The sequence below is a fragment of the Halomonas halophila genome (assembly GCF_030406665.1).
GTDB lineage: Bacteria > Pseudomonadota > Gammaproteobacteria > Pseudomonadales > Halomonadaceae > Halomonas > Halomonas halophila.
Genome location: NZ_CP129121.1, coordinates 1,038,018 through 1,059,803 on the forward strand (window position 1 = coordinate 1,038,018; position 21,786 = coordinate 1,059,803).

Annotated in this window: 23 protein-coding genes and 1 tRNA gene; 8 read left to right on the forward strand and 16 right to left on the reverse strand. The window is 62.8% G+C overall.

Features of this window, described 5'->3' with window-relative positions; genetic code table 11:
* Window position 1: 1 nt before the first annotated feature.
* From QWG60_RS04655 to QWG60_RS04665, 3 genes are read right to left on the reverse strand one after another with little or no spacing between them, the layout of a single operon-like run.
* Window positions 2–1,186 carry an MFS transporter gene (locus QWG60_RS04655; RefSeq protein ID WP_146909410.1) on the reverse strand — a complete coding sequence of 395 codons (1,185 nt, stop codon included), beginning with the start codon at window positions 1,184–1,186 and terminating at the stop codon, window positions 2–4.
* Window positions 1,183–2,511, reverse strand: a complete 1,329-nt coding sequence (locus QWG60_RS04660) for a lysine N(6)-hydroxylase/L-ornithine N(5)-oxygenase family protein (protein ID WP_107181688.1) — start codon at window positions 2,509–2,511, stop codon at window positions 1,183–1,185. Before QWG60_RS04660 ends, QWG60_RS04655 begins: the two co-directional genes overlap by 4 nt.
* A gap of 18 nt (window positions 2,512–2,529) precedes the next feature.
* Window positions 2,530–4,089 (reverse strand): pyridoxal phosphate-dependent decarboxylase family protein, encoded by a 1,560-nt coding sequence (locus QWG60_RS04665; RefSeq protein WP_146909408.1) that lies wholly within the window; start codon window positions 4,087–4,089, stop codon window positions 2,530–2,532.
* A 334-nt stretch (window positions 4,090–4,423) separates the two neighbouring features.
* Between QWG60_RS04665 and QWG60_RS04670 the strand changes: the two genes are divergently transcribed.
* A complete protein-coding gene (locus QWG60_RS04670; RefSeq protein ID WP_146909406.1) occupies window positions 4,424–5,461 on the forward strand; it encodes a hypothetical protein in 1,038 nt (345 codons plus the stop codon).
* Between the two features lie 78 nt (window positions 5,462–5,539).
* Window positions 5,540–5,616, forward strand: a tRNA-Ile gene (locus tag QWG60_RS04675).
* Between the two features lie 71 nt (window positions 5,617–5,687).
* Here the strand turns inward: QWG60_RS04675 and QWG60_RS04680 are convergent.
* The 12 genes from QWG60_RS04680 to QWG60_RS04735 all read right to left on the reverse strand — a co-directional run bounded on the left by QWG60_RS04680 (window position 5,688) and on the right by QWG60_RS04735 (window position 13,471).
* Window positions 5,688–6,677, reverse strand: a complete 990-nt coding sequence (locus tag QWG60_RS04680) for a phage integrase (RefSeq protein ID WP_146910393.1) — start codon at window positions 6,675–6,677, stop codon at window positions 5,688–5,690.
* Entirely contained in the window at window positions 6,674–7,894 is a 1,221-nt protein-coding gene (locus tag QWG60_RS04685) for a hypothetical protein (RefSeq protein ID WP_290130925.1), read from the reverse strand. Before QWG60_RS04685 ends, QWG60_RS04680 begins: the two co-directional genes overlap by 4 nt.
* A gap of 228 nt (window positions 7,895–8,122) precedes the next feature.
* The gene (locus QWG60_RS04690) at window positions 8,123–8,803 is read right to left on the reverse strand and encodes a TraX family protein (RefSeq protein WP_290130926.1); all 681 of its coding nucleotides are present in this window, start codon (window positions 8,801–8,803) and stop codon (window positions 8,123–8,125) included.
* Window positions 8,800–9,639, reverse strand: coding sequence for a zonular occludens toxin domain-containing protein (locus QWG60_RS04695; RefSeq protein WP_290130927.1), 840 nt, complete (start codon window positions 9,637–9,639; stop codon window positions 8,800–8,802). The genes QWG60_RS04690 and QWG60_RS04695 overlap by 4 nt, the downstream gene beginning before the upstream one ends.
* Window position 9,640: 1 nt before the next feature.
* A complete protein-coding gene (locus QWG60_RS04700; RefSeq protein WP_146910331.1) occupies window positions 9,641–9,931 on the reverse strand; it encodes a hypothetical protein in 291 nt (96 codons plus the stop codon).
* A gap of 2 nt (window positions 9,932–9,933) precedes the next feature.
* Complete coding sequence (locus tag QWG60_RS04705) at window positions 9,934–11,133, reverse strand: virulence factor TspB C-terminal domain-related protein (RefSeq protein WP_146910333.1); 1,200 nt, start codon at window positions 11,131–11,133, stop codon at window positions 9,934–9,936.
* Window positions 11,134–11,199: 66 nt separating this feature from the next.
* Window positions 11,200–11,421: a major capsid protein gene (locus QWG60_RS04710; RefSeq protein WP_046079106.1), complete on the reverse strand. Its 222-nt coding sequence runs from the start codon at window positions 11,419–11,421 to the stop codon at window positions 11,200–11,202.
* Window positions 11,422–11,426: 5 nt separating this feature from the next.
* A complete protein-coding gene (locus tag QWG60_RS04715; protein ID WP_035593878.1) occupies window positions 11,427–11,642 on the reverse strand; it encodes a hypothetical protein in 216 nt (71 codons plus the stop codon).
* Window positions 11,639–11,971 (reverse strand): hypothetical protein, encoded by a 333-nt coding sequence (locus QWG60_RS04720; protein ID WP_146910335.1) that lies wholly within the window; start codon window positions 11,969–11,971, stop codon window positions 11,639–11,641. The genes QWG60_RS04715 and QWG60_RS04720 overlap by 4 nt, the downstream gene beginning before the upstream one ends.
* A gap of 376 nt (window positions 11,972–12,347) precedes the next feature.
* The gene (locus tag QWG60_RS04725) at window positions 12,348–12,575 is read right to left on the reverse strand and encodes a hypothetical protein (protein ID WP_146910338.1); all 228 of its coding nucleotides are present in this window, start codon (window positions 12,573–12,575) and stop codon (window positions 12,348–12,350) included.
* A 108-nt stretch (window positions 12,576–12,683) separates the two neighbouring features.
* Complete coding sequence (locus QWG60_RS04730; protein WP_146910340.1) at window positions 12,684–13,268, reverse strand: hypothetical protein; 585 nt, start codon at window positions 13,266–13,268, stop codon at window positions 12,684–12,686.
* A complete protein-coding gene (locus QWG60_RS04735) occupies window positions 13,265–13,471 on the reverse strand; it encodes a MerR family transcriptional regulator (RefSeq protein ID WP_186810101.1) in 207 nt (68 codons plus the stop codon). Before QWG60_RS04735 ends, QWG60_RS04730 begins: the two co-directional genes overlap by 4 nt.
* Window positions 13,472–13,582: 111 nt before the next feature.
* Between QWG60_RS04735 and QWG60_RS04740 the strand changes: the two genes are divergently transcribed.
* From QWG60_RS04740 to QWG60_RS04755, 4 genes are all read left to right on the forward strand, one after another.
* Window positions 13,583–13,867 carry a helix-turn-helix transcriptional regulator gene (locus QWG60_RS04740; protein WP_046079101.1) on the forward strand — a complete coding sequence of 95 codons (285 nt, stop codon included), beginning with the start codon at window positions 13,583–13,585 and terminating at the stop codon, window positions 13,865–13,867.
* A 94-nt stretch (window positions 13,868–13,961) separates the two neighbouring features.
* Complete coding sequence (locus tag QWG60_RS04745; protein ID WP_290130928.1) at window positions 13,962–14,273, forward strand: hypothetical protein; 312 nt, start codon at window positions 13,962–13,964, stop codon at window positions 14,271–14,273.
* Between the two features lie 60 nt (window positions 14,274–14,333).
* A complete protein-coding gene (locus QWG60_RS04750) occupies window positions 14,334–15,185 on the forward strand; it encodes a hypothetical protein (RefSeq protein WP_146910344.1) in 852 nt (283 codons plus the stop codon).
* Window positions 15,175–15,615: a hypothetical protein gene (locus QWG60_RS04755; protein WP_146910346.1), complete on the forward strand. Its 441-nt coding sequence runs from the start codon at window positions 15,175–15,177 to the stop codon at window positions 15,613–15,615. The genes QWG60_RS04750 and QWG60_RS04755 overlap by 11 nt, the downstream gene beginning before the upstream one ends.
* Window positions 15,616–15,678: 63 nt before the next feature.
* Here QWG60_RS04755 and QWG60_RS04760 read toward each other — a convergent pair whose 3' ends face one another.
* A complete protein-coding gene (locus QWG60_RS04760) occupies window positions 15,679–17,433 on the reverse strand; it encodes a retron Ec67 family RNA-directed DNA polymerase/endonuclease (RefSeq protein WP_290130929.1) in 1,755 nt (584 codons plus the stop codon).
* A gap of 676 nt (window positions 17,434–18,109) precedes the next feature.
* Between QWG60_RS04760 and QWG60_RS04765 the strand changes: the two genes are divergently transcribed.
* Window positions 18,110–20,776 (forward strand): bifunctional acetate--CoA ligase family protein/GNAT family N-acetyltransferase, encoded by a 2,667-nt coding sequence (locus QWG60_RS04765; RefSeq protein ID WP_146908283.1) that lies wholly within the window; start codon window positions 18,110–18,112, stop codon window positions 20,774–20,776.
* Window positions 20,777–20,934: 158 nt separating this feature from the next.
* Window positions 20,935–21,783 (forward strand): ATP-binding cassette domain-containing protein, encoded by an 849-nt coding sequence (locus tag QWG60_RS04770; RefSeq protein ID WP_246124652.1) that lies wholly within the window; start codon window positions 20,935–20,937, stop codon window positions 21,781–21,783.
* Window positions 21,784–21,786 lie beyond the last annotated feature (3 nt).

Below are 21,786 nucleotides of genomic sequence, written 5' to 3' on the forward strand. Positions count from 1 at the left end.
ATCAGGTCCTTGCAGAAACGGAATCGGAAGGTGCGGCCGGGCGCGTTTCGGCGCCGGCCAGCAGCCGCCGGTAGGCCAGGGCGCACAGCGCCAGGCCGGTCGCAGCGACGAGGAAGGGGGCGGTCAGCCCGAAGGCCTCGACCAGGCGGCCGGCGCCCCAGGAGGCGACGAGCACGCCGAGGCCCTGGAAGACGTGGACCTTGCTGAAGTCGCTGGCGTAGCGGTCGGGCGTGCTGAGCAGGAACAGGCGCAGCTCCAGGCGCACGGTGACGCGGAACAGCGCCCAGCCGAACAGCACCCGGCCGGCCAGGATGGCGGCGACCTCGCCGCTGGCCTGCAGCAGCAGGCCGACGAGGCCAATGGCCAGCGGCAGCAGGATGGCCTGGCCGGCGGGGCGGCGCGCGAGCAGGTCGAGCGCCAGCAGGGCCACCGCCACGGCGCCGGGAATGGCGAACACCGCGCCGGCCAGCACCTCGCCGGGCAGCCCGGAGGCCAGCTCCCAGTAGCGGGCGAAGAACGGCCGTGCCAGATAGGCGCTGAAGTAGAACAGCAGCATCACCAGGCCCAGGCGCAGGATAGCGGCGCTGGAGGCCGGCGCCCGCTCGGTGGTGGGGGCCGCATGGGGTGTAGAGTGAGGCGCGCGGCCGCGGCGGATCAGCCAGGCGCAGACCGCGACCTGCAGGGCGTCGCCCAGCGCCATCACGCGAAACACCTGGGCCGCGGCCCAGTGCTCCAGCACCAGGCCGCCGACCATGGCGCCGAGGATGCCGCCGGCGTGCACCACCACCGAGAGGGTGCCGATCAGGGTCGCGTGGCGATCCTGGGGCTCGAAGTGCATCAGGTAGGGGTAGACCAGCAGGTAGCTGGCCTTGGCCACCAGCATCGCCAGCGACAGGCCCCAGAACCACGGCAGCGAGGTGACCACGGCGCAGGAGAGGCTGAGCCCGCCCGCCACCAGCTGGGTGACCAGCAGCAGCGGCAGGGTGCCGACCCGGCGCGCCAGGCGCGCCCAGCCGGGCAGTGCCACCAGTACCACCAGGCAGCTCATCGCCAGGTAGGCGCCGACGTGGGACGGGTCCGTCACGCCGAAGCGCGCGGCGAAGAACTGCGGGTAGAAGGGCAGCAGCATGGCATCGCTGATCACCGCCACCGCGGTCACCGCCACCAGCCAGGGCGTCGGGGTCATGCCGGCTCCGTGCGCTCGGGTTCGAAGACCGCCTCGTCGGGCGCGCCGAAGCGCTGATAGGCGATGCGTCGCTCCACCGGGTAGATCTCTTTCCCGGTCATGGCGCGGATCAGGCAGGCGTTGCGATAGGGGCCCATGCCCAGGTCCGGCGCCGCCAGGCTGTGGGTGTGCAGCTCGGCGTTCTGCACGAACAGCTGGCCCTTGCCGTCGTCGATGTCGTAGAAGCGGCCCACCGCGAAGCGCCCGGCCTCGTCGAAGGCGATGCGCGAGGCGATCGGTGCCAGGAAGTCCGGCATGTGGTAGCGGTAGCCGGTGGCCATGACCAGCGCCTGGGTGCGATGGCGATAGTGGCGCTGCTGCTCGGTGTGCCACAGGGTCAGGTCGTACTCGCCGCGCTCGGCATCGAAACGGCAGGTCTCGAGGCGGGCGTTGGTGAACAGTTCCGAGCGCACCTCGCCGATCAGCTCCTTGGCGTAGCGCAGGTCGTAGATGTCGTTGATCAGGTCCTCGTTGATGCCCTTGTAGAGGCCCTTCTGCTCCTGCGTCAGCACGTTGCGCGTCTCTTCCGGCAGGCCGTGGAAGTAGTCGATGTAGTCCGGCGAGGTCATCTCCAGGGTCAGCTTGGTGTATTCCAGCGGGAAGAAGCGCGGCGAGCGGGTGATCCAGTCGAGCCGGTAGCCGAAGCGGTCGATGTCGGCGAGCAGGTCGCGGTAGATCTCGGCCGCGCTCTGGCCGCTGCCGACCACGGTGATCGCCTGCTGGCGCTGCAGCTCGGCCTTGTGCGCGAGGTACTCGCCGGAGTGCACCGGGCGCGGTTCGACGTCGCGGCAGCCCTCGGGCAGCCAGGGCGTGGTGCCGGTTCCGAGCACCAGGTGGCGGGCCAGGTACTCGCGGGCCTCGCCGCTCCCGGTGTCGCGGCAGCTCACACGGTAGAGGCCGCTGGCGTCCTCGAACTCCACCCGCTCCACCTCGGTGGAGAAGCGCACGCTGTCGAGCTGTGCCACCGCCCACTGGCAGTAGCGGTTGTACTCGTTGCGCAGCAGGAAGAAGCTCTCGCGGATGTAGAAGTTGTACAGCCGGCCCTGCTGCTTCAGGTAGTTGAGCACGCTGAAGCGGCTGGTGGGGTCGGCCATGGTCACCAGGTCGGCGAGGAAGGGCGTCTGCAGGGTGGCGTCCTCCAGCAGCATGCCGGGGTGCCAGTCGAAGCCGTCGCGGCGTTCGAGGAACAGGCCGTCGAGCTCCTCGATGGGATCGGTCAGGCAGGCCAGCCCCAGGTTGAAGGGCCCGAGGCCGATGGCGATGAAGTCGTGAACGTGCTGGGTCATGGGGCAATCTCGCGAGTGTCAGGAGGCGGCGGCATGTGCCGGGGAGGTGGCGGCGCCGTCGCACCAGGCACGGCCGTGGGCGACGATGCGCTCGACGATGGCGGTGAGGTCGTCGACGCGGGTCTCCGGGTTGAGCAGGGTGAACTTCAGGTAGCGACGGCCCTGGACCCGGGTGGCGGCGATTACCGCCTCGCCGTGGCGCGACAGCGCGGTACGCACGTGGGCGTTGAGGGCGTCCAGCGACGCGTCGTCCAGGTCGATGTCCTCGGGCCGGTAGCGGAACACCAGGGTGCTGAGCGGCGGCTCGAGCAGCACCTCGATGTCCGGCCGGGCGGACAGCCGCGCGTGGGCCTCGCCGGCCAGGTCCATGACCCGCTCGAGCATCTCGCCCAGGGCGTCGGCGCCCATGATGCGCAGCGTCATCCACAGCTTGAGGGCGTCGAAGCGCTTGGTGGTCTGCAGGCTCTTGTTGACCTGGTCCGGGGTGCCGGCCAGCGCCTGGCACTCGGGGTTCAGGTAGTCGGCGTGATGGGTGACGTGGCGCAGGTCGCTGCCGCGGCGCACCAGGAAGGCGCTGCAGCTCACCGGCTGGAAAAAGGTCTTGTGGTAGTCGACGGTGACCGAGTCGGCGTGCTCGATGCCGGCCAGGCGGTGGCGCTCGCGGCGCGAGCACAGAAGGCCCCCGCCGTAGGCGGCGTCGACGTGCAGCCAGATGCCGTGCTCGCGGCACAGCGCGGCGATCTCCTCGAGCGGGTCGATGCTGCCGAAGTCGGTGGTGCCGGCGGTGGCCACTACCGCGATCGGGATCAGGTCCAGGGCGATGCACTCCTCGAGGCGCGCCTTGAGCGCCTGCGGGTCCATGCGGTAGTCCGCGTCGGTGGCCACCGGCATCACCGCCTGGTAGCCGAGCCCGAGGATCGCCGCCGACTTCTGCAGGCTGAAGTGGCCTAGCTCCGAGCCGAGGATGCGCAGCCGCTGATGGTCCGCCGGCAGGCCCTGCTGCTTGTTGCCGCCGGGGCGGTCCTGGTGCGCGCCGTGATGGTCGCGGGCGATCATCAGCGCCATCAGGTTCGACTGGGTGCCGCCGCTGGTGAACACGCCGTCGGCGTCCTCGCCGAGGCCTATGCGCTCCGCCGTCCAGTCGATCAGCGACTGCTCGATGAAGGTGCCGCCGGCGCTCTGGTCCCAGGTGTCCAGCGAGGAGTTGATCGGCGCCAGGATCGCCTCGGCTAGCACGCCCGGCAGCACCACCGGGCAGTTCAGGTGGGCCACGTAGCGCGGATGATGGAAGTAGACGGCGTCGTCCAGGTAGACGTGCTCCAGCTCCTCCAGGGCCGGGCGCAGCTCGCCGAGCGGCGCGTCGAGATCGATGGCCTCGAAGCGGCCGCGCAGCTCCTCGGGGCGCGCGCCGGTGAAGGGCCGCTCGACCTCGGCGACCTTGCGCCGCACCAGGTCGATGCAGCGGGTCGCCTGCTGCCAGTAGGCCTCGGCGTGCCGGGCGTTGAACAGCTGATGGGATTCCAGCGGGGCGGGCTCGGTACCGAGCCGCGGCCCGGGCGCTTCTATCCGTGATGTCATGGGCACCTCGTTCTGTCTGCCTGGCCGGGCCCACATGGCCCGGCACCTGATGCCTCGCGAGCACGAGACGATGCTCCCTTGCGAATAAAACTCTTTATCATTATTGGCGTGTGCAGGAGTGATGACGCAGGCGAAGCGCAGAACTGAACCGCGAATGAGAAATTTTTATATCGGGTGAGGGGTGAGGGGGAAGGAGCAAGGGGCGAGAGGCGAGAGGGCAGGCAAATGCGCAGCGAAGAAGGAGACGAACCGGCGTGGGTGGTGTCGTATCGCGTGCGGCCCGCCGGGCGTACTAGTCTGAGCGGGCTCGACATTTTCCGACGGAGATCGACCCATGGCCCAAGCCCGGATTCTTCAGCAAGGCACGATCCACTGCTTCCCCGCCGGCCTGCGCGACGAGGCCGGCGAGCTCGTCAACGCCGAGATCTCCGCCGTGCTGTACGACGGCGAGCGGCTCTTGATGGCCAGCGACAAGCCGGTGCCCGGCGACGAGCGCTCCGCGGTCTTCGCCCTGCCGCTGACGCCCGAGGGCCCGGACGACACGCAGCTGGAATACCTCGCCGCCGCGCGGCTGCAGCAGGCGGTGAAGTACGAGGACTTCGCGCTGACCACCGACGGCCGCCACGTGCTGGCGGTGACCGGCTTCGACCGCATCGAGGACCGGGGCCACGGGCTGAACGACTACAACCACCTGCTGATCTGGCCGCTCGGCGCCCCCGAGGAGGTGCAGGTGGTGGACCCGGACCCGCGCGACGGCGTGGAGGGCTCGCTGGAGCTTCGCCGCAAGCTCAATCTCGCCATCGGCTACCCCTACTACAAGCTCGAGGGGCTGGCCACGGTGCCCGGCGAGCGCGGCGACGGCCTGCTGCTGTTCGGCGTGCGCGAGCAGGGCAACGCCCACGACGACTTCGAGTACGTCAGCCGCGTGGTGGGCGCCCACTACCAGATCACCGACAGCGGCAACATCGAGTTCGTCGACGCCCTGCGCGAGCACTTCCGCTTCGTGCCCCACGAGCAGGACGGCGTGCGCTTCGAATGCGGGCTCTCGAGCCTGGAGTACGATCCCTACCACGCCAGGCTCTACTTTCTGACCAGCTTCGAGGTCGAGGAGGGCGGCGAGGAGCGCATCGGCGGCTACCTGTGGGAGCTCGGCCTGGAGGAGTTCCGCGACGGCGTGACGCCGCGGCTGGTGACCACGCCCGAAGGCGAACCGCTGGAGTTCGAGCACAAGGCCGAAGGCCTGGCCGTGCTCGACCGCGAGCGGCTGTTCGTCGCCTACGACAACGACCGCAACCTCGCGCTCGGCAGCGTGGACGAGCGCGACGAACGCCACGCCTGCGAGGCGCCCTACACCGTGCTCGGCCTGGTGTGACGCGCCGACGCCATATTCGACCCGGACAGCCGCTGGCCTCGGCCGGCGGCTTTCGCTATCATACGCAGCCGCTGATAAGGGCCTATAGCTCAGTTGGTTAGAGCAGGGGACTCATAATCCTTTGGTCGCAGGTTCGAGTCCTGCTGGGCCCACCATCATTTCAATGGGTTACGCCCACTTCCCTCCGAAATCCCCCCTGCACTTTTCTGTACTGTCTACATTCTGTCTACGGCGCTTTCGGACCGAATTTCACCGCTTCCGAGAGATGATCGGGCGACAGGTGCGCATAGCGCATGGTCATCTGAATCGACTGGTGGCCCAGGATCTTCTGCAGCGTGAGCAGGTTGCCGCCGTTCATCATGAAGTGGCTGGCGAAGGTATGCCGCAGGACGTGGGTTCGCTGGCCTTGGGGTAGCTCGATGCCGCTGCGTTCCAGGGCGCGAGTGAAGGCGAGATAGGCGTCACGCTGGAATAGCCGTCCCATTCTGGGACCATGCTCGAGGAGCTGCTGGTAGAGATCCTTGCCGATAGGCACCGTCCTGGTCCGGCCGTTCTTGGTGTTGGCGAAGGTGATGCGCTGCTGACGAACGTACTCGGCCCGCAGGGTCTGGGCTTCGCTCCAGCGAGCGCCGGTCGTGAGGCAGATTGAGGCGATCAGCACCACATCGTGGTTCCGGGACTGGCGCAGTTCGTGAAAGAGCGCGTCGATCTGTTCCGGCGTCAGGTAGGACGGGGCGCGCTCGGGGATCGGCAGGGCCTTGAGCTTGGCGAAGGGGTTGTCGCCGTGCCATTCGTCCATGCGGATGGCGAAGTTGAACACGGCCCGCAGGTAGCTGACATCGTGGTTGACGGTGTTCGGAGAGAGCCCTTGTTCCAGGCGCTGCTGACGGAATCGGGCGGCGTCGGAAGGGGTGATGCTGCTGGCGATGGGGTTGCCCATCTGGCCGGCGAGCTGGCGCAGCTTGTTCAGCCGTGAGTGATTATCGCGCAGGGTGGAGCCGTGCATGTCGTACCAGTACTGGACGAGATCCAGGAGCCGACGGCGATCCCGTTTCGGTGGCATGTAGGGCTCACCCATGGTCGCTTTGCCCTTCACGTAGTCCTCGAAGCGCTTGGCTTCGCCCTTCGACTTGAGGATCTTCCGCACGCGCTTGCCGTAGCGGCCCTCGGGCCACACATCGACCTGCCAGCCGGTGGGGACTTTCTTGATGCTCATGCCGCTTTCCCCAGCAATCGCCGCTCGATGAGCTTCTGTTCCACCAACTGCCGGAAGGCGCCGGCCTGGATGCCGCGTCGGCGGTAGTAGTGCTCGAGGTCCTGCCACATGCCGGAGTCCTTGAGGTATTCGATGGCCTGGCGGGTGGTGAAGCCCTGGCGGGCGTAGATCGAGATCAGGTTGCCGAAGGCGAGGCAGACGTTCTTCTCGTTGCCCAGGCCGGGTTCCTTGCGGGCGCGCTTGTACATGAACGCGGGTTCGTGGGCGTAGAAGCGTGGGTCGTCCTGGAGGCACTGCCACACGGGGTCGATCAGGTCGCGGGAGTGGTCGAGGCGGTAGCTCTGCATCGCGCTGCGCCAGATCCCGGTGAGGTGGGGTACGGTGTCGGTGAAGCGCTGGAAACCGTGGGCGTCGTCCAGCACCTCGCCGGTGTCGACGTTGCACGGGATCCCGCGAGCGAACTCGGCCAGCACCGACTGATGAAAGCGCATCTCGATGCGCCAGACGTCGCGCTCGGGATCGTAGACCGGGGCGAGGTCGTCGTCGGTGGCGTTGCGCCAGATCCCCTGCCAGAAGTGCAGCTTGTCGCGGTGGTGGGCTTCCTTGGTCTTGTTGTAGATCGCGCACTGGAGCGCCCCGGCGGTGCCGAACATGAGGGTTTCGGTGCGTCCGTAGCTGGTGGCAATGTTGCCGTGATCGAAGCTCAGGGTGTCGATGCCGTCGATCTTCATGACCTTCTTCGAGCGGGTGACGAAGCGGTCCATGAAGTCCTTGGGCGGTTCCCAGCCCTGGACGTCGAGGGCGAGGTGGATGGCACAGCCGGCGGGTTCGACGTGATCGAGCAGGCCGCAGGCGATCAGGGTCATGAAGCGCTGGCAGTCGTCGGGGCTGCGCTCGTGCAGGTAGTGGGGGGACAGCTCGATCTTGAGGTGCGTGCCGATGTTGTCGGTTTTCACGTGCCGGGCCTGAAAGAACACGATCACGCCGAGGTCGTTGTTCTGCAGGCGGTAGCGGAAGCCGGACCCCGACGCGCCGGCCCCGACGGCCCAGGTATAGCCCCAGAGGTCGATCATGGCTCCGCGACCCTCATGGTAGGCGCTGATGATCTTGTCGAACTGAGGCAGGCAGGGAAGCCCGCGATAGAGCTGACGCACCGTGTCGACGCCGGCATGCAGCAGGTGGAGTCCGTCGAGGTTCACCTGGCCCTTCGGACTCATGAACAGGTTGCCGGCGGGATCTTGCTGTCCCGTTGCCAACGATTCCCTTGAGTAGCGTTCCCAGCGTTCCATTTTGAAAATCACCTATTGGTCGTTATTGGCAGGTTTCGACACGCTTCGGTGTCATTCTGCGAGACGTGTTACAGGGGGGGTCTCGCCGGGCCGCGCGTGCGGCGCGGGGATGCGGGCGCAAGCGTCCTCTCCCGCGGCGCACGCTCGGCCCGGGAATCACACCAGCCACCGAAGCAGCCATATGCCCCCCAGATGCGCCGGGTAGAACCAGCGCGTGAGCCAGCGCGGCAGGTGGATCGGCGGTACGTGAGTGCTTACGAGGGCGAGCAGCAGACACACGCCAAGGAACGCCGAGACGCCGGACAGACTTGTGCCGTACTGAGCCAGCGGCCAGCCGATCAGCGGGACGATCCAGGTGATCGGATGGCGGATGGCCAGCATGAAGGCGAGGATCAGCCCCAGGGCGAGCGGGCCGTATTCGTTGAGCGCGGTGCCGCAGGCCAGAAGGGCGCCAGCCGCTAGGGCGACGTGATCGCGGTGCCGGTAATAGGCGGCGAGGTAGGCGGCGGCCGCGAGCGTGAAGCAGATGTTGCCCAAGGGCTGGCCATGCAGGGCCATGAACGGCAGTTGGGCGAGCAAGGCGATGGTGAGTATTCGGTCGGCGTAGCGGCGCGCGTCGGCCGTGTGCAGGGCGTGCCACGCGACCATGAAGCAGAACAGCGGCAGGGCGACCCGGCCCAGGGTGGCGCGCAGGATCGGAGAGACGTCGCCGGCCGGGAGCCACAGGCTGACGTGGTCGATGGCCATGGTGACGATGGCGATGCCCTGGACGAGCGGCAGCCAGCCAGGGATGACGCGGGCGGCGGCAGCCGGGGCGGCGATGGCGGTGGTGTTCATAGCTTCAACACCTCCACGTCGTACGGCAGGCCCAGTTCCATGGCGTTGAGGCAGTCGGGGATGGTGGTGCGGATCGGCTTGCCGTCCTGGTCGTACAGTTGGCAGTAGTCGTCCTTTCGCAAGCCGCCATGGGCGGTGACCGTTTCCGGTGGCGGCGCGACGGGGGCGGTCGACGAGGCGGGCGCGGCGTCCTCGGCCTCCGCTTGGCTGTCGACGCCCAGGAAGCCCGTCACCGAGTTGGCGGCATAGACCACGGCGCCGGCGGAGCCGAGGAACACGAAGGGGGCAATGATCAGGATGCGCGGCAGGCGCCGGGTGCCGGTGTGGATCGACGCCGAGGTGTATTCGGCGAAGACCTCCTTGGGGTGCTTCCAGACCGATACTTCACAGTCGGCGTCGCCCTTGTGGGCCATGGGGTTGGTGTGACACACGCCCTCGAAGCGGTAGACCAGGGCGCCGCCCATCTTGCCGCGCCGCATCAGGTGCTCGTGGACTTCGACCAGGGCGCGGACATCGCTGGTGACCTGGGACGGGTTCTGGCAGGTGAGGATGAAATCGATGCCCCGATGGCGGTGGGTTTCCAGTTCGGCGATCTCGGCGGGCGGCGTGCCGGTGTTGCGGTAGCGGCGCCATCGTTGCTGGCACTCGTCCAGGACGATGACCGAGCCGTCGGGGCAGTCCATCCATTCGTCGGGGATCGGGGCGGCCCGATTCCAGCCGTTGATGTTGGAGAACACCGGGCGGTCGGGGTGCTCGTCCATGAGCTTGAGCGTCATCCAGATGGCGCGCAGCGTCTTGCCGGCGCCGGGTACGGCGGTGATCAGGTGCAGGGACATGTCACTTGCCTCCGGTGATGGCGGCGCTGGGTTTGAGGCTCCAGGCGTTCATGGTCGCGCGGAGCATCAGCGCGGCGCCGATGGACGAGAGGCCGACGTTGAAGCCGGCGAGCTGGACGAACCACAGCACCTGGCCGGACTGGCCGAGGTAGGACGAGGCCTGGGACAGCAGGCCGTTGATGAGGGCGGTGCCGATGGTGGTGAAGACGACGAGGCCGGCGACGCGGGCGATCAGCGAACTGACCAGATAGGTGGCGAAGCCGGACAGGATGCTGACGAGGATGGCGGGCATGATCAGTTCCCCCTGAGCACGATGTAGAGCGAGAGGATCATGCAGACCCCGATGACGGCCCCGCGCAGCATGCTGGCGAGGTTGCAGGCCGGCTGCCAGTCGAGGGTGATGGAGCCGCCGAAGGGCACCGAGATCTGCGTAGCACCGGGGCAGCTACCGCCGCCGAGACCGATGCTGTAGCTGGGCAGCGAGTCGATGGTCTCGACCTGCCACTGGGTCTCGACCTCACCGAAGGCGGGAACGGCGGTATTGAGGTCTTCGAGGGATTGTTCGTAGGCCGCTTCGTCGGCCGTCTTGCCGTCTACGGCGTCGCTCTTGTTGCCCGACATGGCGTCGGACATGGCGTTGGCCCACTCGGAGACGCCTTCATAGACGGCCGGGGCGGCGGCGACGTCGGAGGTGATGGCGGCGGCGTCGGGGACGACGGAAATGGCCTCGGTCCAGGCGGGAATGAGCTCGGGGGCTTCGTCGGCGATGTCATCGACGATCTCGTCAGGAAGGTGTTCGTCGATGTCCTCAAGATCCTCTTCCGAGGCAGGCGTATCGACGGTGTCGCCATATTCAAAATCGGATGGGATGGGGTTGGCGGAAAATGTCTCGGTATTCGCCGACACATTGATCACATTGGAAGAGCATCGCTGAGTGCCTGACGAAGAATGAACATAGGTAACGCTAAAGCCATACTTCATATCGTTCAGTTGCGTGAAATAACAGACGTCCTTGCCAAAGCCAGAGGCATAGTCCTGGGCATACTCCAGTGGCGAAGAAAACGCCGTAGGCCCCCCCCAGGTATAAGTCCCCGTCGTATCATTGATGTTGTCCCAGTCGCTATAAAAGGCATTAGGGCTGGACTTCATGATGTCGCCCGACTCGGCAATGAAAAGACCGGCCGCTGTGACCGCGATGCCGAGTCCTGGCAATAGACGACCCGCCGACAATACGGCCAATGCCCCCTGACGTAGCTGGGCACGTGGAATCATCAGCGACAGGTTCTTGTAATACCGGGCGCTGCCGACGGCGTGGCGGTAGGCGGCATTGACCTTGGCGCCGATCGCGGCCGAGGTGGATGGGCCGGAGGCGCGGACGGTGAGGATTTCGGCACTGGCGCCGGGCGCGACGGCTAGTGATGGAACAGGAGCCAGAAGGCCCCCAATAAGGCCAGCAATACCAACATACCGGGCGAGAGTTCGAGCATGGGTCATGGCCTCGGTCCTGAATCGAAAAGGGCCCCCGAAGGGGCCCGGGGTGGGCGGAGTGTGCGGCGCCGATCAGCGCAGCACGCGGCGGATCAGGGTGAAGACCAGGATGCCGGCCAGCACGCCGAGCACGGCGACCCCCACGGCGTTCACCGGCCCGGAAGCGCTCTGGATGGTGCTGACCAGGGAACCGGTGTCGATGCCGCCGCCTTCGGTGGCCAGGGCGGAGCCGGAGACCAGGGCGACGGGGATCAGGGCGATGCGGCGGACCTTCTTGGAGATGAAGCGGGTCATGGCAGTTACCTCATATGCGCGTGGAGAGATTGGGCGAGAGCCCGAATGGCCCAGGCGGCGGCCCAGACCAGTCCGATGGCGAGGGCGACGGTGACGGCGTCCTCGCCACTCAGCCAAGGCTGGGTACCAGCCTCGACGAGTTCGACGGCGTCGACCCACTCAAGCGGCCCGGTGCAGGCGCCGATATCGGGGTCGAACGTCGGGCAGACCTGCACCTTCATGACTTGGCGGCCTGCTTAGTGTCAGCGGGGGCGGCCTGGGGATGGCCGCTGGCGGTGGGTTGGCGCACGGCGATGGCGTGCATCGTCATCTTGCCCTGGGAGGTGCGCATCTCGGCGTCGATCTCGAGGTTGCAGGGCATCTTGTCGGCCAGCGGGCGGAGCTGGTCGAGGATGTCGTAGGGGGCGGAGATGGTGGCGACCTCGAAGCCCACGCGGTTCTCGTTGCCGGCGTCGGCCTCGTTCATGAGCGTGAGCTTGGCGCCCTTGACGCCGTTGTCCATGGAGTAGCGCATGGCGCCGATCACGCGGGCTTGGATGGTGTTGATCATGGCTGTGTCCTTCCTGTTGTGGCGGCTTGGCTGATGCGCTGTTCGCAGTGTTCAGCAAGAGCCGCTAGCTCGGTGGTGAAGGGAGAGTCGCCGTCGATCTCCCGTTGCTGGTACTCGGCTTGGCGATAGAGGAGCGCGGCCTTGCCGACGTCCCGGCCGTGGAGGCAGCGGCTGGCCCGCTCCCTCAAGGCTCGGGGCTCCGGGCAGGGGGTTCCCTGCCGCGCCACCCTGCCCCTCGGTCGATCCGCACGGCAGTCGACGCCGTGGCCGCCGTCAAGGGCGCTCGCTGCGCTCGCCCCCTTGCCCTTGACGGGGCCCCGGACGCCGACTCGGGGCGCCGTGCGACCGATGGGCGACGGGTGACGGGCAGGGGACTTCATGAGTTGGCCCCGGTGCCTTGGGAGGCGGGCCGTTCGGTGCCCTGGCCGAGCGCCGAGAGGTCGCCGCGCTCCAGGCGGGCCAAGCCGTCCTGGATGAGCAGCTCGCCCAGGCCGGAGGGGGTGACGTGGTGCGTGCCGGCCTGGACGAGGTAGCGGCCGTATTCGGCGGCGTCCAGGAACACGCGGATCGGCTGTTTCTTGCCGGTGGCAGTGGCCGTACTCATGGGGTGTTCCTCGGTCAGTGGATCAACAGGCACTAACGCCCTTCGGTTGTTGGGCCCGCGACTCGAATGAATCGGAGATTCATCCTCGCTTGGGCCGGGGAAGGGGCCTTAGGGCGGTGTGTCACACCAGGGGCGAACCCCCGGTGGTGCAGAAAGCGGCGACGCGTCAAAAAAGGTGGCCCGCTCGGCCGGCCCGAGGGTGGGACGGGGCAGGGGGATCGGAGCGACGTTGCGGGCCAAAAGCGCAGGGACGCGACGGGAAACCGGGGTGAAGCAGGGGCGCTCAGGGGCCGCGTCAGCGGCCGGGGCGTCGGCCAGGGTGTAGGCGCCGAAGCCGAGATAGAACGCCTCATAGAAGGCTTCATAGAGGTGGACGACGACGCGCTTGGCGGCGTCCATGCTGGCGAAGCCTTGCAGGGAAATGGTGCCGCCGTGCTGAGGCAGGTGGACGGTGACGCCGGGGATCGCGAGGCCGTCGAGCTGGTCAGCGGTGATGCGCTCGCCGAGCGTGACGTCCCAGCCCAGCAGGTCCGAACCGTAGATGAAGCCGACGTCACGGCCGGACAGGGTCATCTGACGGGACTCGTCGTCGAGGTCGACGGGTTCCTGGTAGTTGGGGGCGTCGAAGAAGAAGTCGACGAAGGTGCAGGTGGTCGAGGTGCGCGGCTCGTCGAAGCGGATATCGAAGCTCATGACCAGTCCTCCTGTGTGAGGCACTGGGCCTGCAGGAGGGCCACGTTGACCATGCGGTACCGGCCGACTTTCACGGCGGGCAGGTGGCCGTTGCGAATCTGGCCGTAGACGACCCCTTGTTCGAGGCCGGAGAGCTCGGCGAAACGCTCGATGGTCATCAGAGGCACGTGGGCCGGGACCTGGGGCGCTTGTTGTTGTTCCATCGTCGTCACCTGCCTTTGGTTGGCTGTGTTAGGCTTCAGTCAGTAGTCAAAGCTGAAGGTATCCATATCTAGATACCGTATCTAAATTTGAATATATCCGGATATGAATTCATGTCAAGCGACCTTGGCAAAAAAGTTCGTGAGATCCGTGAAGCCGAGGGGCTAGGGCGGCAGGCTTTTTGTGACCTAATTGGCGTCCCAAAACAGACGCTTATAAACGTGGAGACAGGCAGGAGTAGCCCCTCAGGGAAGCTTCTGGCTGAGGTGAGCAAGTGCTTTAGCAAGTACACGCTTTGGCTGATGACTGATCAGGCTGATGAGACGTGTGGGCAGATAAGCCCGGAGATCGAGAAGGCGCGGAAGACGCTCAAGCAGACAGGGACGGATACCGACTAGCCGGGAAGGCAGCGGCAAAGTGGTACCAGGGCGGCAGGCTCCAGGGATAGGAGGTCGGCCTTGAGCATCGCAGGGCAACGCGGAGGGAGTCGTGATGGGGATGGAAGATCGGGACTACTACTGGGAAGATCGCAAGCGTCGAGAAAACAAGTTCGACAAGAAAGATACTTACTATCGCCCCAAAGAATTTAGAAAAAAAAGCAGCCAAACATACGGAAGATATCCTGACGATTGGAAGGTTCTTGGTGGCATTACACGTAAAAAATACATGATCTTTTCATCATTCTTTCTAGGGTGTTTTTTAACCTTTTGGGCTGTTATGGCTGTTCTTAATATAAATGCTGACTTGCTTTATTTTCCATATGAGGCAACAAGAAAGATAATTTCTGCATTGGGTTTTTTATAAAAAAAGACGCCAGCCCTTATTGGGCTTTTTTTGCGCAAGGGAAAGTGTAAGGGGTTAATTTTGAGTGCATCTCTTAGTATAAAATATGACTATCTGTGCGGACGAGAAAATCCAGATGAAGTTTTTGAAGCTATCAGTCTTTATATAAAAACTTATAGAGAGTTAGCTCAGTTGATGGCTGATGCTATAGGCTGTGAGGTGGATTATAAGTTTTCACTGGAATCAGTCACAGAGGGATCTATCTTTAGCAAGGTTGTTGCCTTGCGTGACACTATAAGTGCACATATTGAGGAAGCGCTTTATGTGTCTGGAAATGAGCTATTTGAAGATCTTTCAGAAGTCAATGAGACTAAATCAGAAGAGCAGGTGAATGATTTGGCGCTAAGTCTTGAAGACAGGCTATGGGAAAATGTGCCAGATCAGATAAGTTATCCTCATGTTGACAGAAGAAGGTTGGTTTATATATTAAGCTCATTTTCGAAAGCGAATAAGAAGGCCTTGGAAGGTGAAGAGGTGATGTTTGCTTCTGCCAATGACGCTGTTAATGCACAACCTGTAAATATTGAATGGAGGTTTACAGGCGACCCTAAGAGGATGTTTTTAGGGAAGATAGAGAACAAAACCAGCTTTTTGCGGATGTACGCCTCGGTTACAGTTTATGAAGGAAATGCAAATTGGAAATTTAACTGCATAACTTTGAAGCGTAAGTTTCATGCGAGAATTGTAGACAAGGAATGGCTGGAACGCTATCAGGCGGGAATCATCAAGCCTATTGGGCCTAATGATGTGCTTTATGCGGAAGTGCAATATGATATATATACTCCCCCTAATGGGAAGGAGGAAGTGAAGAATGCAAAAGTGTTAAGGGTTATTGAAATTAAGAGAAATGATGGTTATCAGCATGAGCTATAAATCATCCAACCCCGAATTGAAGAAGGTTATGGCTGACCTTAAGGCAGAATCCATATATTTGATCCTGCCTCTCTTTCTTTTGGTTGGAACCAAGATTTATTTTGATTCATGGCAGAGCATTTTTCTTGTTGCTGATTGGTCGTTAGCTTCGTGTATTATTTTTGGCAATATGACTTATAAGATATCAAGATCTGTCGCAAGGTTGGATGGAAGAAGTAATCATCATAATTATGGTTTTTATACTGCGAGAAGGTTTTTCATGGTTGTTTTGGCGATGTTCTTTTACTTTGGAATGCTCGTAAAACCGACTATGTTTTTAGGTGTACTTCAAGTGTTTCTTTTTATTTATGCTATTGTGCTGCACTTTGTAGATGGCGTCGCAGCTTCAAAGCTCGAGAATTTAGTAAATCGAGAAAAGTCGAAGCCTTAGAGCTTGAAAAGTGTTTGGCGCTACAAGAACAAAGGAACGCCTTGGAGCTGGCTCAACTAGTTTTTAGTGCTTCGGTTTTGACTTGTAGTCTTGTATTGCCAAACAAATCCGATCAAGGATTGGTTTGAAGTTAGAGAAGTCAATTGTTTGTGAGTTTGGGGCAACTACTTTGTTTGCGAAAACATGTTTTCCATAGTGTTGCTTTCCAACTGGACCATTGGTCGCCTTAAAAGTTTTTCCTCCAACTTTGATGTTCCATGTGCTGGCAGGAAAGTAATCCTCAATCATAGTGTCTTCTTTACTGTTTATCTTGGGAAGCACTACTGCATAAAGATTGTGACAAAGGTGATAAAAATTCTTGCTTCCGTCCATGTTTTCATTTAAGTGCTGTCTTATTGCCGAAAAAACTTTTTTACACCCTTCATCGTGGTCAACAACTATAATGACAGGGTGTATTTTTCCAGGTGCTGCTATTTCTTTCATAAAGCTTTTATAGTTTCCTATAAAGGTGCCTAAATCTCCCGTTCCTCCTTTTAGTAAAAGAAGTCGGCTCTTTTGACTGTCTCCTCCTTGCTCTCTCGAGTACTTAAAGAAGTCAATCTTCAAAGGAGCTTTACTATCTTTTGAGCTTGCTAGTTGCGGATAGCTTTTATGCAGCGATCTAATGGCGCACTTTAAGTAGATGGTGTCAGTCTTCCCCTCGCACAATATTATCGGCTTTATGGGAGCGTAGAAATATTTGTAAAACAAAAAGTTTGTGAAGTCTTTTTCAAAAGAGGATTTTTTATTGTCTTTTGGGTTTGATTCTGAATGTAAGTCTATAACATGGCCATTCCTGTTCACCAAGTTAACATGGTCAATATACGATAGCATTCCATGAAGCTGGTCGATGCTGCCATCATTTTTGCTTATCACTGTCTTTTCGAGTGATTCGTTATAGGTTTTTACAGGTATATGGAAACTACCTTTCATTATTAATGAGCGCACCATTGCTCTAACATTTTTTCTGTAGTCAGCAGGCACGTTTACCTTTTTGTTGACAACCAATCCGGTTACTTCTTGTTGGGATCGGCTGTACAGCATTCTAGTTTTTTTGTCGTTTATCGAAAATCCCGCCCTAGAAATAATTGATGAGATTTTATCTGATGGCTTCCAGTTGTGGCTTCCGTCTGAAGTTGCAATACTTTCGGGGAACTTCTTTTCGCTTGTAGAGAAAGTTATATCATCCGCGTATCGTGTGTAATAGCAGTTGTTTGCTTTTGCTACCCTCAGCATACGAATGTCAAGAATATGCCCAATTAAATTAGAGATTACAGGCGAGGTTGGAGCTCCTTGAGGGAGCATGTTCTCATAACAAGCTATTTGAGCAATTACTGTCGCCACTTTTGGATCTAACTCAAACTGGTAATTGCTGATAAAGTAGCCTCTGACGCGGCCAAAATTTATGCTGGGGAAGAAGTCTTTTATGTCTATATTGAAGACGTAGCGTTTCTTTCGGTGGTTTTTTGCATTAGTAATTGTCGAGAGGTTTTTTTTGAAGCCGTGGGAGAGGGTTTTAGAGTGGCCGTTTTGGGCTTCGATTTCTTTTAGGCACTCGTTTAGAGTGGCAGCTAATCTTTGTTGGAGAAGTTTTAGTCTTGAGTCTGGGCTGTATATTTCTCGCTCACCACCAGAAGCCTTTTTAATTGAAAATTTTTTGTACTTTGTTTCATCTGGAATTTTATATATAATAAAGGCTAATGCGCTTGGCTGGAAGCCAAGAAAAATCGCCAAGTCACTCAGGCTCGATAACTTCTTAAGTGAAGATAGTCTAGACATATAATATAGCCAGGTTGGTAAGTAAGCTTGCAGATACTCTTATGCGTTTAAGTATTACGATAATCCCACGCAATCTTTCAAGGGCAGCCAATCTGGCATTGATTTCAATTGTCACGAATCATGACAAAAAATCTATCTGCAAGCGTAAGGGTACGCTAATTTAACCATGCCTTAGTGTCAAGCAGGCGCCAGCAATAGTAGTTAATAGAGTCTGAGGTTGGTAGGTAAAAATGATGTTAAATTATTGATTTTGTTAGTAAAATTATGAGTGAGTATGCTTGGGCTTGTTCCTTAAATCAAACGGCAGCATGTCTACATGCTGTCGACGTCGTAGACACATAAAGGTCGGCATAGGAGGATAAGGATCTTTCTAAGGCATTGATATTGAGGGCATTGGCAAACAGTGGCACGCCTTGGAGCTAACTCATAACCCCTTGGCTGCAGGTTCAAGTCCTGCTGCGCCCACCATCCTCGAAGTCCTCGGGTGCATGACTCCGGTGCTTCAAGAAGTCTCTCGTTGTTATCGCGGCGTCTCACCGCTACGCCCTCCGCTTGACCTCCGTCACCTCGCCGTCGTCGGCGCTTCCTATACTCGGGGATGGCCCGCCGCCCGGCGGGCGCGTTCCGTGGCGTGCACCCCGCGCCCGGGCCCATCGCCGACCGAGCGGAGATATCGATGTCGATTCGCAACCTGGATGCGCTGTTCCACCCGTCTTCCATCGCCCTGATCGGGGCCAGCAACCGGCCGGGGTCCGTGGGTGCGGTGCTGGCTCAGAATCTCTACTCGTCGGGCTTCGAGGGGCCGATCCTCACAGTTAACCCGCACGAGCGGGCGATTCGTTCGAGCCTCAACTACCACAGCGTCGCCGAGCTGCCGCTGGCGCCGGACCTGGCCATCATCGCCACGCCGCCGAAGAGCGTGCCGGGGCTAGTGCATGAACTGGGCGAGCGCGGCTGCCGCGCGGCGGTGGTGATCACGGCGGGCTTCGGCGAGGGCGGCCACGCCGAGGGTCAGGCGCTGGAGCAGGCGGTGCTGGATGCCGCCAGGCCCTACCTGATGCGCATCGTCGGGCCCAACTGCCTGGGTATCCTGGCGCCGCACCGCGGCATCAACGCCAGCTTCGCCCATCTCACGCCGCCGCCGGGGGAGCTGGCCTTCGTCACCCAGTCCGGCGCGGTGGCCACCGCGATTCTCGACTGGGCCAAGACCCGCGACATCGGCTTCTCCCACGTGGCCTCGCTAGGCGCGATGAGCGACGTCGACTTCGGCGACATGCTCGACTACCTGGCCCTCGACCCGAAGACGCGGGCCATCCTGCTCTACGTCGAGGCGATCACCGACGTGCGCAAGTTCCTGTCGGCAGCGCGCACCGCCTCGCGCAACAAGCCGGTGGTGGTGGTCAAGGCCGGGCGCAGCGCCGCCGGCGCCAAGGCGGCGCTGTCGCACACCGGGGCGCTGGCCGGCTCCGATGCCGTCTACGATGCGGCCTTCCGCCGCGCGGGCATGCTGCGGGTCGACTCCCTCGACGAGCTGTTCCAGGCCGCGGGCACGCTGGCCACCGGCATCCGCATCCAGGGCGACCGGCTGGTCATTCTCACCAACGGCGGCGGCATCGGCGTGCTGGCGGCGGACGCGCTGGAGGGCCTGAACGGCCAGCTGGCCGAGCTCTCCGAGCCGGCGATGGCACGGCTGGACGAGGTGCTGCCCCAGGCCTGGTCGCGGGGCAATCCGCTCGACATTCTCGGCGACGCCCCGGGCGAGCGGTACGCCAAGGCCCTGGAGGCGCTGCACGATGCCGGCGATGCCAACGCGCTGCTGGTGATCAACTGCCCCACGGCGGTGGCCGACCGCATGGAGGCGGCGCGGGCGGTGGTCGCATCGCTCGGCCCGCGCCATCCGCCGATCCTGACCTGCTGGCTGGGCGACGCCTCGCCGACGGCGGCCCGGCGGCTGTTCGCCGAGCACCGGATTCCCACCTATGAGACGCCGGAGCAGGCCATTCGCGCCTTCTGGCACCTGCATCAGTACTGGCGCAGCCAGCAGGCGCTGATGGCCACGCCGCCGGCGATCACCGAGCGCGTGAGACTCGACCGGGCCAGGGCCGAGGCGGTCATCGAGGCCGTGCGCGCCGAGGGTCGTCGGGTGCTCTCCGAGCCCGAGGCGGCGGAGGTGCTCGCGGCCTACGACATTCCCACCGTGCCCGCGCGCCGGGTGGAAACGCCCGAGGAGGCCGGCGAGGCGGCTCGGGCGCTGGGCCTGCCGGCGGCGTTGAAGATCGTCTCGCGGGACATCTCGCACAAGTCCGACATGGGCGGCGTGCAGCTGAACCTGGCCTCGCCGGAGGCGGTGACCCAGGCCGCCGAGGACATGCTGGCGGCGATCCGCGACAAGGCGCCGGAGGCGCGGCTGGACGGCTTCAACGTGCAGCCGATGATCCGCCGCCCCGGCGCCCACGAGCTGATCCTCGGCATCGCCGAGGACCCGGTGTTCGGGCCGATCCTGATGTTCGGCCAGGGCGGCACGGCGGTGGAGGTGATCGGCGACCGGGTGATCGGCCTGCCGCCGCTTAACCCGCTGCTGGCCCGCGACATGATCGAGTCGACCCGGGTCTCGCGGCTGCTGCACGGCTATCGCGACCGGCCGGCGGTGGACCTCGAGGCGCTGACGCTGGCGCTGGTGAAGCTCTCCCAGCTGGTCGGCGACCTGGCGAGCGTGGCCGAGCTCGACATCAACCCGATGCTGGCCGACGCCGACGGGGTGATGGCGCTGGACGCGCGCATCGTGATCCGCCCGGCCGGCGAGGCGCGCCCGACGATGGCGATCCGGCCCTATCCGCAGCAGCTAGAGGAAACCATCGAGACCCGCGGCGGCACGCGCTACCGGCTGCGCCCCATCCGGCCCGAGGACGAGGCCGCGCTGGTCGAGATGCTGCGCCATTCCTCGGCGGACGACGTGCGGCTGCGCTTCTTCGCCGCCATCCGCCGCTTCGATCACGCCTTCGCCGCGCGGCTGACGCAGATCGACTACGACCGCGAGATGGCCTTCGTCGCGCTGCCGCCGGACGGCGCGGAGATCGCCGGGGTGGTGCGGCTGTCCGCCGACCCGGACAAGGAGCGCGCCGAGTTCGCGATCATGGTGCGCAGCGACATGAAGGGCACCGGGCTCGGCTACCGGCTGATGCAGCGCGTGCTCGACTACGCCCGCGAGATGGGCGTGCGCGAGGTCTTCGCCGACATCCTGCGCGTCAATCACGCCATGCGGAAGATGGCCGAGGAGCTGGGCTTCACCACCGAGGCCCGCGACGACGACGCGGAGACCGTGACCGTCTCGCTCACGCTCTGAGCATCATCGAGCGCTGCAAGGCATGTTCTGCCGACGCGACTGCCGGCGTTGCGGCATCGCGATGAAGGTGCGCGTCATGCGAGCTCGCTGATGGTGTTCACCAAAGACGTTATGTTATAACCTTCCGCCTTTCGCGAATGGCGAGACAGGAGCATGACGTGACATCACCGGCATACGACCCCGTCCTCAGGGTGGACGACCTGCGCATCCGGCTCGGCCAGCGGCCGGTGGTGGAGGGCCTGTCGTTCGACGTCGAGGCGGGCGAGCGGGTCTGCCTGATCGGCCCGTCGGGCTCCGGCAAGTCGCTCACCGCCGGGGCCATCCTCGGCCTGACGCCGCCCGCGGCCCGCATCGACGGTACCATCCGCCTCAACGGCCTCGAGGTCGGCGGGCTGCGCGCGACCCGGCGGCCGGCGCTGGCCCGCGCCGGCATGGTGTTCCAGAACACCCAGGCCGCGCTCAACCCGCTGGTCAGCGTGGGCGCTCAGCTGCGCGAGCCCTTCCTGCGCTTCCACGGGCTCTCGCGCCGTGAGGCGCAGCGAGCGGTCGTCGCGCTGCTGGGGCGGATGATGATCGCCGAGCCCGAGCGGGTCGTGCGGCGCTCGCCGGCGGAACTCTCCGGGGGGCAGCGCCAGCGGGTCTGTCTGGCGCTGGCGCTGGCCTGCCGGCCGTCGCTGATCGTCGCCGACGAGCCCACCACGGCGCTCGACGTGCTGACCCAGGCCGAGGTGCTGTCGCTGCTGCGCGAGACCACGGGCACTGCCGACACCCCCGCGCTGCTGTTCATCTCCCACGACATGGCCGCCGCCTCGCGGCTGTGCGAACGCGCACTGGTCCTCGACGGCGGCCGGCTGGTAGAGCAGGGGCCGTTGGCCGACATCATTGCCGCGCCGCAGCATCGCTTCTCCCGCGAGCTGGTCGCGGCGCTGGGCAACCGCGAGTTCCTCCCGGCGTCGGCCGAGCCCCAGCGTCAGATGGAAGAGCCGCGGCTGCGGGCCGTGGGATAACCC

Excerpts from the sequence above, each read along its gene's own strand:
- QWG60_RS04735 (WP_186810101.1), bottom strand. The coding sequence starts at position 13,471 with ATGGAACAACAACAAGCGCCCCAGGTCCCGGCCCACGTGCCTCTGATG.
- QWG60_RS04765 (WP_146908283.1), top strand. The coding sequence starts at position 18,110 with ATGTCGATTCGCAACCTGGATGCGCTGTTCCACCCGTCTTCCATCGCC.
- QWG60_RS04720 (WP_146910335.1), bottom strand. The coding sequence starts at position 11,971 with ATGATCAACACCATCCAAGCCCGCGTGATCGGCGCCATGCGCTACTCC.
- QWG60_RS04680 (WP_146910393.1), bottom strand. The coding sequence starts at position 6,677 with ATGAGCATCAAGAAAGTCCCCACCGGCTGGCAGGTCGATGTGTGGCCC.
- QWG60_RS04715 (WP_035593878.1), bottom strand. The coding sequence starts at position 11,642 with ATGAAGGTGCAGGTCTGCCCGACGTTCGACCCCGATATCGGCGCCTGC.
- QWG60_RS04660 (WP_107181688.1), bottom strand. The coding sequence starts at position 2,511 with ATGACCCAGCACGTTCACGACTTCATCGCCATCGGCCTCGGGCCCTTC.
- QWG60_RS04685 (WP_290130925.1), bottom strand. The coding sequence starts at position 7,894 with ATGAGTCCGAAGGGCCAGGTGAACCTCGACGGACTCCACCTGCTGCAT.
- QWG60_RS04695 (WP_290130927.1), bottom strand. The coding sequence starts at position 9,639 with ATGTCCCTGCACCTGATCACCGCCGTACCCGGCGCCGGCAAGACGCTG.
- QWG60_RS04705 (WP_146910333.1), bottom strand. The coding sequence starts at position 11,133 with ATGACCCATGCTCGAACTCTCGCCCGGTATGTTGGTATTGCTGGCCTT.
- QWG60_RS04710 (WP_046079106.1), bottom strand. The coding sequence starts at position 11,421 with ATGACCCGCTTCATCTCCAAGAAGGTCCGCCGCATCGCCCTGATCCCC.
- QWG60_RS04755 (WP_146910346.1), top strand. The coding sequence starts at position 15,175 with ATGAGCTATAAATCATCCAACCCCGAATTGAAGAAGGTTATGGCTGAC.
- QWG60_RS04740 (WP_046079101.1), top strand. The coding sequence starts at position 13,583 with ATGTCAAGCGACCTTGGCAAAAAAGTTCGTGAGATCCGTGAAGCCGAG.
- QWG60_RS04760 (WP_290130929.1), bottom strand. The coding sequence starts at position 17,433 with ATGTCTAGACTATCTTCACTTAAGAAGTTATCGAGCCTGAGTGACTTG.
- QWG60_RS04725 (WP_146910338.1), bottom strand. The coding sequence starts at position 12,575 with ATGAGTACGGCCACTGCCACCGGCAAGAAACAGCCGATCCGCGTGTTC.
- QWG60_RS04745 (WP_290130928.1), top strand. The coding sequence starts at position 13,962 with ATGGGGATGGAAGATCGGGACTACTACTGGGAAGATCGCAAGCGTCGA.
- QWG60_RS04665 (WP_146909408.1), bottom strand. The coding sequence starts at position 4,089 with ATGACATCACGGATAGAAGCGCCCGGGCCGCGGCTCGGTACCGAGCCC.
- QWG60_RS04700 (WP_146910331.1), bottom strand. The coding sequence starts at position 9,931 with ATGCCCGCCATCCTCGTCAGCATCCTGTCCGGCTTCGCCACCTATCTG.
- QWG60_RS04655 (WP_146909410.1), bottom strand. The coding sequence starts at position 1,186 with ATGACCCCGACGCCCTGGCTGGTGGCGGTGACCGCGGTGGCGGTGATC.
- QWG60_RS04730 (WP_146910340.1), bottom strand. The coding sequence starts at position 13,268 with ATGAGCTTCGATATCCGCTTCGACGAGCCGCGCACCTCGACCACCTGC.
- QWG60_RS04690 (WP_290130926.1), bottom strand. The coding sequence starts at position 8,803 with ATGAACACCACCGCCATCGCCGCCCCGGCTGCCGCCGCCCGCGTCATC.
- QWG60_RS04670 (WP_146909406.1), top strand. The coding sequence starts at position 4,424 with ATGGCCCAAGCCCGGATTCTTCAGCAAGGCACGATCCACTGCTTCCCC.